This window comes from Dechloromonas sp. CZR5 (assembly GCF_008711155.1).
Classification (GTDB): Bacteria; Pseudomonadota; Gammaproteobacteria; order Burkholderiales; family Rhodocyclaceae; genus Azonexus.
Genome location: NZ_VUYQ01000008.1, coordinates 55127 through 67675 on the forward strand (window position 1 = coordinate 55127; position 12549 = coordinate 67675).

7 protein-coding genes are annotated in these 12549 nt (G+C 64.1%); all 7 read right to left on the reverse strand.

Translation table 11 applies throughout. The features are described 5' to 3' along the window. The gene (locus F1002_RS17690) at positions 1 to 738 is read right to left on the reverse strand and encodes an amino acid ABC transporter permease (protein WP_150430370.1); all 738 of its coding nucleotides are present in this window, start codon (positions 736 to 738) and stop codon (positions 1 to 3) included. Between the two features lie 56 nt (positions 739 to 794). Then, entirely contained in the window at positions 795 to 1682 is an 888-nt protein-coding gene (locus F1002_RS17695) for a glutamate/aspartate ABC transporter substrate-binding protein (RefSeq protein ID WP_150430371.1), read from the reverse strand. Between the two features lie 183 nt (positions 1683 to 1865). Continuing rightward, complete coding sequence (trpE, locus tag F1002_RS17700; RefSeq protein WP_150430372.1) at positions 1866 to 3341, reverse strand: anthranilate synthase component I; 1476 nt, start codon at positions 3339 to 3341, stop codon at positions 1866 to 1868. A 137-nt stretch (positions 3342 to 3478) separates the two neighbouring features. Beyond that, positions 3479 to 4150, reverse strand: coding sequence for a phosphoglycolate phosphatase (locus tag F1002_RS17705; RefSeq protein ID WP_150430373.1), 672 nt, complete (start codon positions 4148 to 4150; stop codon positions 3479 to 3481). 62 nt (positions 4151 to 4212) lie between these two features. Further along, positions 4213 to 6495 (reverse strand): penicillin-binding protein 1C, encoded by a 2283-nt coding sequence (pbpC, locus tag F1002_RS17710; RefSeq protein WP_223879662.1) that lies wholly within the window; start codon positions 6493 to 6495, stop codon positions 4213 to 4215. 67 nt (positions 6496 to 6562) lie between these two features. Next, the gene (locus tag F1002_RS17715; protein ID WP_150430374.1) at positions 6563 to 11710 is read right to left on the reverse strand and encodes an alpha-2-macroglobulin; all 5148 of its coding nucleotides are present in this window, start codon (positions 11708 to 11710) and stop codon (positions 6563 to 6565) included. A 106-nt stretch (positions 11711 to 11816) separates the two neighbouring features. Continuing rightward, on the reverse strand, positions 11817 to 12518 hold the full coding sequence (rpe, locus tag F1002_RS17720; RefSeq protein WP_150430375.1) for a ribulose-phosphate 3-epimerase: 702 nt from the start codon (positions 12516 to 12518) through the stop codon (positions 11817 to 11819). Positions 12519 to 12549: the final 31 nt, after the last annotated feature.

A 12549-nucleotide genomic window follows, 5' to 3' on the forward strand; every position in this document is an offset into this window, starting at 1 on the left:
TCACTTGCCCCCCATGTAGCCGGGCACGCGCACCCTTTCCTCGAGGCGCTTCATCAGGGCCATGACGATCAGGTTGAGCGCAATGTAGGCCAGCGTCACGGCAATGAATGACTCGTACGGCTGGGCAGTGTAGTCGACCAGCTGCCGCCCCTGGGCAGCCAGTTCGAGCAGCCCGATGGTCGAGCAGACGGCCGAATTCTTGAAGACATTGAGGAACTCCGAGGTCAGCGGCGGCACGACCAGCCGGAAAGCCATGGGCAGCATCACGTAACGATAGGTCTGGGCCAGCGTGAAGCCGAGAGCCAATCCGGCATTTTTCTGGCCGCGCGGCAGCGAGTTGATCCCGGCCCGCACCTGCTCGGCGACACGGGCACTGGTAAACAAGCCCAGACAGAGGACGGATGCCGAAAACATCTGGAACACCGGATTCGACTGCTTGAATGCATTGCCCCAGGCTTCGGGCAGGAGTTCCGGCAGGACGAAATACCAGATGAACAGCTGGACGAGCAGCGGAATATTGCGGAACAGCTCGACATAGGCGCTTGCCAGACCGCTCAACCACTTGTTGGGTACGGTTCGCAGTACCCCGACCAGCGCCCCCAGCAGCAAGGCCAGCAGCCATGCCGACAGAGAGAGCATCACGGTCATCTTCAGGCCGGCCAGCATCCAGCCCAGATACGTATCATCGCCGGCGGCCGATGGCTGCAGGAAAACGCCCCAGTTCCATTGATAACTCATCGTGCCGCCTCCCAGGGAGCACCCAAGGCGCCACGCGCCTCAGGCGGCTGCCGGAATTACTCGAAAGCCTTGTCGTTAGGTGCTTTCATCAGGATCTTCATGTCCTCGGAGAGCGGCATGTTCAGATTCAGCCCCTTGGGTGGAATCGGGTTCAAGAACCATTTGGCGTAGATTTTTTCCGCTTCGCCGGAGGTCATGGCCTTGCTCAGCGCAGCATCGACGACCTTCTTGAAACCCGCGTCGTCCTTGCGCAGCATGCAGCCATAAGCCTCCTTGGATTGGGGCGTACCGACCACCACCCAGTCGGATGCCCGCTTGGCTTTCGCCATCTCCCCGAACAACAGCGCATCGTCCATCATGAAAGCAACGGCGCGCCCCGTCTCCAGCGTCAGGAAGGCTTCTCCGTGATCCTTGGCGGAGATGACATTCATCTTCATCTGCTTGTCTTCGTTCATCTTGCGGATCAGGCGCTCGGAGGTTGTGCCAGCCGTCGTCACCACGTTCTTGCCCGCCAGATCGGGAAAATCGTTGATACCGGAAGTCTTCTTGGTCATCAGCTTGGTGCCGATGACGAAAATCGAGGTCGAGAAAGCCACCTGTTTCTGGCGCTCGGTATTGTTGGTCGTCGAGCCGCACTCGATGTCGATCGTACCGTTCTGGACCAGCGTAATGCGATTGGCCGAAGTAACCGGCATCAGCCTGGTATCGAGCCTGGCGAGCTTGAGTTCGCTCCTGATGGCCTCAACCACCTTCAGCATCAGTTCGTGCGAGTAGCCGATGACCTGCTGCTTGTCGTCATAGTAGGAAAAGGGGATCGACGACTCCCGGTGCCCCAGCGTCATGCTGCCGGTATCCTTGATCTTCTTCAGGGTCGGTGATTCCTGCGCCACGGCGGACGCCGAGCAGGCGGCGAGGATGGCCGCGGCAAGTACGATGCGCTTCATTGGTTTGTCTCCAGAATAGCGAAGCCCCCTGCGGCTTCGGGCCTTGACCATCATACGCACATGCCTGCACCGGAACAACGCCAAGCCATCTGCGCCCTCCCCTCTGGAGGAAGCTGCCGCCTGGCCGGCAGCACAAACAAAAAAAGCCGCCCGCAGACGGCTTTCCGGTTCAACAAGCGGGATTCAGTTGAAGCGCGTATCCAGTCCCTGCTCCGCCAGTTCTGCCGCGCGCAGCACCGCACGGGCTTTGTTCTGGGTTTCCTGCCATTCCGATTCGGGATTCGAATCGGCGACGATGCCGGCACCGGCCTGGACATGGAGCTTCTTGTCCTTGATCACGCCGGTGCGGATGGCAATGGCGACGTCCATGTCGCCATTGAAGCTGAGGTAACCCACCGAGCCAGCGTAGATCCCGCGCTTGACCGGCTCCAGCTCATCGATGATTTCCATCGCGCGGACCTTGGGCGCGCCCGAGACCGTACCGGCCGGGAAGGTGGCGCGCAGCACGTCGAGGGCATTCAGCCCGGGCTGCAGCCTGCCTTCGACGTTGGACACGATGTGCATCACGTGCGAATAGCGCTCGACGATCATGTTCTCGGTCAGCTTGACCGTTCCGACGCGGGCAACTCGTCCGCAATCGTTGCGGCCGAGGTCGAGCAGCTGGGTGTGCTCGGCACGCTCCTTTTCATCGGCCAGCAATTCGCTGGCGAGTGCGGCATCCTCTTCCGGCGAGGCACCTCGCTTGCGGGTGCCGGCGATGGGACGCACGGTCACGCGCTCCCCCTCGAGTCGCACCAGAATCTCCGGCGAGGCACCGACGACGTGGTAGTCCTCGAAGTCGAAATAGAACATGTAGGGCGACGGATTCAGGCTGCGCAGCGTGCGGTACAGGGCCAGGGGGCTGGCCATGAACGGCTTGGTCATGCGCTGCGACAACACGACCTGCATGATGTCGCCCTCGGTGATGTAGCCCTTGGCCTTGAGCACGGCCTGTTTGAATGCCGCTTCGCCGAAGGTGGACACGGCCGGTTCGGAATGTACCGGCTGCTCGCTGGGCAGGGTGACAGCCGTGCGCAGCTTGGCCAGCAGTTCCTTGAGGCGGGAGCGGGCCTTCTGGTAAGCACCGGGAAAGCCGGGCTCGGCATAGACGATCAGGGTCAGCTTGCCGGACAGGTTATCGACCACGGCGAGTTCTTCGGACAACAAGAGGCCGATGTCCGGCGTGCCGATTTCGTCCGGCTTGTGAGTACGGGTCAGGCGGGTTTCGACATAGCGCACGGTGTCGTAGCCGAAGCAACCGACCAGGCCGCCGCAGAAGCGCGGCAGGCCGCTCGCCGGCGGGGCGCGGAAGCGCTGCATGTATTTGCCGATGAAATCGAGCGGATTGGTGTCGTCCTCACGCTCAGCAATGCGGTTGCCGGTCAGCACCAGCACCTGATGGCCATTGACGACGATGCGCGTCGAGGCTGCCAGACCGATGATGGAGTAACGGCCAAAGCGCTCGCCGCCCTGAACGGATTCGAGCAGGTAGGTGTAGGGACCGTTGGCCAGCTTCATGTAGATCGACAGCGGCGTGTCGAGATCGGCGAACGTCTCCAGCGAAACGGGGATGCGGTTGTAGCCTTGCGCGGCCAGCGCGTTGAATTCGGTTTCAGTCATGGGGAGCCTCAAAATGACGGGGTGTTGCAAACTGGGTGCGCGCTGCAAGCGAGGCAGGCGCCGAACGGGCGAGTGATTACGGACGCCAGCGGCGCCAACGAAGCTCGATGTTCCAGTGATGCAAGGTGGTCATTTCGTCAGGAGGTCTTGAAAGTGAGCGCCTGCCGGTAGGCGGCAAGCAGATCGGATACTAGCGCATCGCAATCGGCACTGTCCACCGGCTTGCCCTCGTTGTAGCCGTAGGGCACGCAGAAGGTCGGGCAGCCGGCAGCGCGGGCGGAGAGAATGTCGTTTTCCGAATCGCCGATATGCAGGTTGCGGTCCGGGCGCACGCCGAACAGGCGGCAGGCATGCAGGATGGGTTCCGGATGCGGCTTTTTATGGGCCGTAGTATCGCCGGAAACGATCACATCGAAATACGCCGTCATCCCCATGCGTTCGAGCAGGGCTTCGGTGAACATGCCGGGCTTGTTGGTCACGACCCCCATTTTCAGACCACTCGCCTTCCATGCTTCCAGCCCTTCCTGAACGCCCGGATAAATTTGCGTGAGGCGACCGTTCACCTCGCTGTAGTGTCGCTTGAACGACTCGATGGCGGCATACAGCGCCTCGGCGGTCGGCGCTTGCCCGTGAGTCAGGCATCGTTCGACGAGGACGGCCATGCCCTTGCCGACAAAGCTGTGCACCTCGGCCTGGCTGCGCGCGGGGGCACCGACCTCGGCGAGCATCAGCCGGCAGCCTTCGGCCAGATCGGCAATAGTGTCGAGCAAGGTCCCATCGAGGTCGAAGGTGACGGATTGGAAATGCATGGCGGTCATCCGGTAGTCCACAAGGTCAGCCGCGAGTATATAGCGCGCGCCGTATCGCACCGTTAACGAACGCTGAAGCTCACCCTGTCGAATCGACCATGGTCGTCCATCACCGTCACGTCCATGCGCCCCGTTTCGCTCAGCCGATGGATCAAGGGCAGACTGGCCTGGCGGTGGGCGAGCAGCTTGCCGTTGAGCAGCCAGTACACCTGCCCTCTTTGGCCACGCACTTCGAGCCGGATGACCGGGTCCTGATCGCTCCGCACGCGCCGGATCACTTCGCCGTCCGTAATCCCCGAAATACGCAATCCGGCCTCCGGCTCCGCCTGCTGCTGGCACTTCGGATGCCAGGCCGGCGGCAAGGCCTTGCGGCGCAGCTCCACCCCCAGCCAGGGCTCGAGCGCCGCCGGCCAGCGCACGGCATCGACCTGCCGCTTCGGCTGCTCGCTGCACGCTGGCGTCACGCGCAAGCCACTCGCCGCATCGACCTGATAGCTGTATCGCACCTCGCCGCTGCGCAGGCGATCCGGGAAGGTCGGTGGCGCCGTGTCGTTGAGCAGCCAGGCCAAGGCCTGTCGATGGCACAGCCCGTCTTCGGCCGGATCGTAGCGCCCGCCCTGTGGCCAGCACACTTTCTGCTGGCTGACCGAAGCCGGTGGCAGCCGGGTAACCGCCGGTTGCTGATCAAGGGCGCTGAAGATATCGACCAGCAGCGGGGCCGCGATGTTGGCCCCGAAGAAACCGGGGTTGGGCGTGCCATCCGGCCGGCCGACCCAGACGCCGACCGTCAGCCGGTTGGAAACGCCGATGGCCCAGGCATCGCGAAAACCGAAGCTGGTTCCGGTCTTCCACGCGACCCCACGCCGGATGCCGCTCCCTGCCTCCACGGCCCGACCGACCGGACCACCCGACTCGAGAATGTCGCGGATGATGAAGGCAGCCCCCTCCGACAGCATGCACTGCTCAACCCTGGGTGCATCCGGCGTGTAGCGTGGCTTGCCGGCAACACCCTGACGGGCGAACGCCGTGTAGGCACCGACCAGTTGCTCCAGCGAAGTGCCGGCACCACCGAGGATGACCGAGAGGTTGGGCGACTCGCCCTTGGGAAAATCGAGTTTCAGCCCGCCACGCCGCAATGCCGCCACGAAACGCTTCGGATCGAGGCGCTCAAGCACCTCGACAGCCGGCACGTTGAGCGACTTGACCAAGGCTTCGGAGACGCTGACCGGCCCATGGAAACTCTGCTGGAAATTGCCCGGCTGGTAGCCGCCAAAAGACTGCGGCACGTCACCGAGCAAGGACTCGGAATGGATCAGCCCTTCGTCCAGCGCCAGCCCATAGAGGAAAGGCTTCAGCGTCGACCCCGGCGAACGCGAGGCACGCACCATGTCGACATGGGCGAAGCGGTCGCTGTCGGCGAAATCGGCCGAACCGGCGTAGGCGCGTACCTCCAGCGTCTCGTTATCGACCACGAGGGCGGCCATCGAGACGCGCGGCGGCAAGGCGCCGAGGCGATGCGTCAGCAGCAGCTCGACCGTCTGTTGGGCCTGGGCGTCGAGGGTCGTATCGATACGCTGGCGGCCGGCTGCCTCCTTGCGTAGCCGCTCGGCCAGCAGCGGCGCCAACAACGGGTCGCGTACCGTCTGGGCAATAACCGGCTCCTGCAGGGCATCCCGGATATCGGCATCCGACCACGTCCCGGCCATCCGTTGCAGCACCTTGTCCCGCGCCAGCCGGGCACGCTCGGGCTGGCGGTCCGGACGCAGGCGGGACGGTGCCTGCGGCAGCACGGTGAGCAGCGCGGCATCGGCATGACTCAGGCGCCGTGCCGGCTTGCCCAGATAGGCCCGGCTAGCGGCCTCGACACCTTCGAGGACGCCGCCCATCGGCGCGTAATTGACGTAGATGCCGAGAATGTCGTCCTTGGAGTAATGCGCCTCCAATTGCAGGGCTCGCAGGATCTGCTTGAGCTTGCCCACCATGCTCTTGGGCATGGGTTCGAGGATGCGTGCCACCTGCATGGTCAGCGTCGACCCGCCGGACACGATATGGCCGTGGCGCGCCCACTGCCACGCCGCACGGGCCAGTGCCAGCGGATTGACGCCGGGATGCCAGCGGAACCAGCGATCCTCGTAGCGCTCCAGCGCTTCAAGGTAGCGCGGCGATACCTCGGCGAGCGTCACCGGATGCCGCCAGACGTGGTCGCGGTCGGGAAAGGCGCGCAGCGGCGTGCCGTCGCGGGCGACGATGAGCAACGCATTGGGCGCATCGCGACCGGGCACCTGCGGCGGAAAGGCCCGATCGAGCGCCAGCAGCAAGGCCAGCCCCGCGAGGACGAACCACACCCAGCGCGGTAGGCGTTTCAGCCTGCCGCACCAGGGGGCGAATCTCCCAACCGGCGCCACGAGGCAATCAGGGCTTGGCGGGCGGCGAGGCCGGCGCCGCCTTCTCCTTGGCCTCCTTGCCGTCGGTGACGGTCAGCGTCGCCTCGCCGGTGGCCAGACCATAGACATCCGGACGGTACATATCCTCGGCGTAGAGCGGCGGGAAGACGAACTTGCCCGGCGTCACGACCCGGGCCCGATAGAACAGGCTCAACTTGCCCTGCAGACGGGCGGCGACGACAAAGCGGTCATCGCGGAACTCGACGTGCTGGATACGCGGGTCCTGCATGGCCTCGGCCGGATTGACCTTGTCGATGGTCGTGCTGGCGATGCCCTCGCCCTGCGCTATGTTGAGATTCTCGATTTCCAGGCCGGCCGGAATCTTGTCGACCACCATGCCGGTATTCACCCAGCTGCGCGCATTGACGTTGATGCGTACGATCACCGACTCGCCGACACGCAGTGGTCGCGGCCGCATCGGCTTGCCGTCGGCTTCGAACAAGTCGCGCGACAGGGCGATGGCGTCATCGCGATTGGCCGGCATCTTCGCCGGGTGGCCGCTCAGGCTCAGCTGCAGATAGAGCTTCTCCTTGTGCGTGTTCTTGAAGTGCACGCCGCCCTGCAAGGCAGCCGCCGTCAGCGGGCGAACCAGATTGCCCGACGCGGTGATGCTTTCCGGCTTGTCCTTGCCGGCAAACTCGGCACTCCAGCTCGATTCGCCCTCCGTCTTGCCGGCGAAATTACGACCGAGCAGGAACAGGGCGAGCTTTTCCTGCGTGCTGGTGTAGCGGTTCTTGCCCAGCTCCGCGGCCGCAATGGCGACCAGGTTGTCCCTGCCATCGACCTTCAGCTTGTGGCGTTCGAGCAGCGCATAGGAGAGTGCCGCATCGCGTAGCGGACTGCCGTAGTCGCCCCACCAGTAGCCGGTATCGCGGCTCTTCTTCACCCCCTCGGCCAGCGCCGTCTGGGCGCGGGTTTCATCGCCCATCAGCTTGAGCGCCAGGCCGAGATGGACCAGTGCCAGCCCCGAGTGGGCCTGTTCGCGCAACTCGAACATCTGGCGCAGCGTGGACAGCGGCGCCTTCGACTCGCGTGCCAGCACGTAGCCGCCATAGGCCAGCACACCGAAACGGCCAGCCCCGGCGTAACGATAGTCCTGCCAGCCGTTCTCGCGATACACCACCTTCCCCGACGGCAGGCCTGCAGCGCCTTCCTGCAGGTTCTTGAGCAGGAACTCCATGGCGTTTTTGTGCATTGCTTCCGGCACATCGAAGCCCTGTTCGCGGGCGTCGAGCAGGAAGTTGCCGACGTAGGCCGACAGCCAGTACTGGTACTCGGAGACGTTGCCCCACAGGCTGAAGCCGCCGTTCGGTGCCTGCATCGCGCCGAGGCGGGCAATCGCCTTGCCCAGCATGTCGGCTCGCTGATCGCGGCTGTAGGCCTTCAGCCCGAACAGCTTGGCCCCCTCTTCATCGACCAGTACGTGCGGGTAGGCCGTGGAGGTGGTCTGCTCGGCGCAGCCGTAGGGATAGGTCAGCAAGCCCTGGATGGCGCCGCGCACATCGATCGGCGCTTTGTCGGAGATCACCAGATGCGACTGCACGGTGCTCTTGATGAATCCGCCCAGCTCGCCCTCCTTGATGTCGATGCTCTCACCGGGCCCGACCGCCAGCAGCTTCATCACCTGCTGTTGCGGGGTCGCTGCCTGGACCTGCAGGCCAAAGCTGCGTTCCAGCTTGAGGCCGCTGGCGCTGCTCACGGCCACGCGCACATCGGTCAGGCCAAAGGCGCTGCCCGCCTCGACGGCGAAGCGCAAGGTCTGCTTCTGCTGGTCTTTCAGCTCCAGTTCGCGCTCGGCATTCGCCACCTTCAGTCCGTCACCGTTGATAACGCGAACCTTGAGCTTCTGTGCCTCGCCCGACAGGTTGTGCAGGTCGAGCGCGACGGTCGCGTTGTCGCCGACGGTCAGGAAACGCGGCGTCATCAGTTCGGCGACCAAGGGCGCGGCCACCACGGTTTCCGCCTCGGCATTGCCGAACTTGTCGGGCGCCGCGACCACCGTCATCAGGCGCAGCGTGCCGTTGAAGTCGGGCACGTCGAGCGCCACCTCGGCCTCGCCCTGGGCATTCAACTCAACCGGCCCCGAGAACAGATCGACCAGCCGGACTTTCTTGGGCAGGCTCTTGGTTGCCTTGGGCGCGGCATCGCCGCCGAACTTCAGCTTGCCCTTCTGGCCGGCCATTTTCTCGATCAAGCGGCCATAGACATCGTACTGGTCGGCACCGTAGCGCTGCTTGCCGAAGAAGTGGCCGTGCGGGTCGGGCGTCGCGAAGCGGGTGATATTGAGGATACCGACATCGACCGCCGACAGCGTCACCATCGCTTTCTGGCCTGCCGCAGCCGGCGCCTTGACCTTCACCTTCAGCTTGGTTTCCGGCAGCATTTTTTTCGGGGCTTCCAGCGTGACGGCCAGCTTGCGGTCGCCACGGTCAAGCGGCAGATGCGTCAGGCCGAGGGCGCGAGCCGGGGTCACCTTCTCGCCGCTGTTGCCCGGACGCAGTACCGCCACTGACACATACAGGTCGTGGCGCTTCCAGTCCTTGTCGACCGGAATGTCCAGCGTCGTGCCATCGGCAGGCACAGAGATACGCTTCAGCCACAGGGTCTTGTCGCCCTCGACGGTGACCAGAGCCTCGCCGGCATGCGGTGGGGTGATGGTCAGTTTGGCGGTCTCGCCATCCTTGTAGGCCGGTTTGTCGAATTTCAACGCGACGCGGTCCGGACGGACGCCCTGCGTTTCATCACCGCGTGCGCTCCAGCCAGCGTAGAAACGAAGCTTGGTGACCTGCCGGGTTTCCGGATCGCTGATCTCCAGCCGATAGCGGCCATACTTGACCGGCAGGCCGAGCTTGCCACGCCCGCCGTCGGCAATGCTGACGCTGCCGGTATCGACCAGCTCGTCGGTTTCGGTGAAACCGCTGTGCCAGCCACGCTGGTCATCGAAGCGCCAGTAATAGTCGCGGTTCTCGCGGAACAGGCGGACCGGCAGCGCCTTGCCGGCGAGCAGCTTGCCATCGGCGTTGGCACGAATGACCTCGAACTGCGCGACGCTGCCTTCGCGGGCGTAGTCGCCGGTGAACAATGGCCGCACACCAACCAGCACCGGTGCCGGCCAGATCACCCGTTCGAAATTGCGGACCACCGGGCGGCCACCGGTCTCCAGCAAGCTCAATGTCGTGCGCACGGTATAGGATGAGCGCTTGCCCTTGGCCGGCGACAGGTCGACGTCAAGACTCAGGTCGCCGTTCTCGTCGAGGACGTTCTGCTCCAGTTCGATGCGCTCGCGCTGGCTGTCCTCGTTGGTATCGCCGAACTCGAAACCAGGCAGTTTCTGGGCAAGCGGATTCTTCTGGCGCTCGAAGACGGCCACGCCGAGCAACTGGTTACCAGCGGCCGGCGCACCGTAGAGATAGGCGCCCTTGACCGCGATGTTCAGAGTGTCGTCCGGCGACACTGCCGCCTGCTTGCTCGACAGCTCGAGCTTCATGCGCTCGGGCATGAATTCCTCGACGCCGAAGCGATAGCTGGTCGTCGCCAGCTTGTCGGCCGGGTCGGCACGCAGTTCCAGCGTCCAGAAACCGGTCGGGGCATCCACCGGCAACTCGATGCGGCTCTGGTAGTAGCCGCCCAACTTGGCATCCGACTGCCAGGTAGCCGTGAACTGGCTCTTGCCGTCGGGACGGCGCAGGATGGCCTGAATCGGCTGGGCGGCGACCGGCCGACCATCGGCATCTCGTGCAAGCACCGACAGATCGAACTGTTCGCCCGGCCGGTAGAGATTGCGGCCGGAGTAGGCGAACAGGCGTACCGGGCGCCCAGGCAAACCAGCGACATCATATTCGGAGAGGTCGAGCGCCGGCTCCTTGAGGGTGATCATGGAAATCTGCTGCCCCTGGCGGGCAACGACGACCTTGGCAGTGGCCGGGCGCTCGGCAAAGGCGGCGCGACCGTTTCCGTCGGTTTCGGCGCGGGCGACAACCTTGGCGTTCTCGTCCATCCACGCTACTTCAACGCCGGACACCGCCTTGCCGCTGGTCAGCGAACTGACGTAGGTATCCGCCCCCTTGGCGAACAGACGGGTGGCAAGGCCGAGATCACTGACGTAGAAATAGGTGACCTGATAGTCGTAGCGGAAGCGGTTAGGCTGGCTCATCACGGCGATGTAGATGCCGGGCTCGCGCAGTTCCTTGATTTCCTCGACCGGGATGAAGGTCACGTTGCGCTTGTTGGGTTTCTGCTCGGTCAGGAAACGCCCGACGAAGACGCTGTCGGTCAGCTTGTGCATCGCGTCGAGCGACCAGTTGTTGATAGCCCCCTTGAGGTCGGTGGCGCGCCAGTCGTATTCCTCGTCGTAGGCGTAGTCGTCATCCTCGTTCTGGCGGCGGTTCGGCGCCTTGCGCGGGCCGCTGATGACCTTGTCGAGGAAGCGCGGCAACTGATCCGGCTTGACGCGCAGGAACTGGATGTCGACTTCCGGCACATTGACCGTCATCACCGGCAGCCCGCCGTTCTGTTTGGCCGGCAGGACCATGCCGCGACTCGGGAAGTAATAGGCCGGCGATACGGTCGCGGTCAGAATCGAATAGCGCCCCTCGGCCGACAGTTTCTGCCCGGACGCCGCCGGCAGCCCCGCCGCCACGCGGATCACGTAACGGGTTTGCGGCTTGATGTGCGGAAAATAAAGGATGCGCGGATTGTCGCCGACGACCCAGGCGCCCTTGACCAGCTTGCCGCCGTCGGTCTTGACGTCCTCATCCTGAGTGCTGACCTGCGGATTGGCGATGCCCGGCCTCTGTTCCTCGCCGTACTCATCCTCGTCGTCGTTACGGCTGGCCTTGACGCCATCGGCCGCGCGCGGCGGCATTTCGAAGACCTGAATCTGATCGTCGTAGCTGCCCCGGGCACTCATCGGATGCGTGAAGCTCAGGGCCAGCGACGGCGCGCCCTCGAAATCGCGATTGGCGACATCGGCGATCTCGAAGGGACCGGCATCGCCCCCCGCTGCGCCACCGTCGCCACCCGGAGCGTAGAAATGCAGGAGGGCCGCAATGGCCGCTCCCACCGCAATCAACAGTGCCAGAACCCGACTGTTCAGCCGCCCGGAAAGCAAGGACATCGACGCACCCTCAGAATGTTTGACAATAATCCGTCGGGCACGAACCCGAGCGGTGGATTATGACATCGATCTTCGGCTGACGGCGGGTGCCGGGCAAGGGAAAGGACTAGACCTTCCCGAGTTCGCCACGCAGGGCGCCGATGATCGAATCGTAGCGGTGCGGGTCGCTGTCCTTGCCGGCCCCATAGACGGCCGACCCGGCAACGAAGGTATCGACTCCGGCACGGGCGATTTCGGCGATGTTGGCGGTGTTCACGCCACCGTCGATCTCCAGGCGGATACGCCGGCCGGTCTGTTGTTCGTAGGCATCCAGCTTGGCACGGGCCTGCCTGGCCTTGGCCAGCGTACCGGGGATGAACTTCTGCCCGCCGAAGCCGGGGTTCACGCTCATCAGCAGCACGATGTCGAGCTTGTCCATGACGTAGTCCATATGGTCGAGCGGCGTGGCCGGGTTGAAAACCAGACCGGCCTGGCAGCCGCCTTCGCGGATCAGCGACAGGCTGCGGTCGATGTGGTCCGAGGCTTCCGGGTGGAAGGTGATGATGTTGGCGCCGGCCTTGATGAAATCGGGGATGATGCGGTCGACCGGCTTGACCATCAGGTGCACGTCGATCGGGGCCGTGGTGCACGGGCGGATCGCTTCGCAAACCAGAGGACCGATGGTCAAGTTGGGAACATAATGGTTGTCCATCACGTCAAAGTGAATCCAGTCGGCCCCAGAGGCAATGACGTTGGCCACTTCCTCGCCCAGCTTGGCGAAATTGGCGGACAGAATGCTCGGTGCAATGACGTAGGGCAGGCGGTTCATGGCGGGCTCCAAAAAAACGGCCCCAGACTTC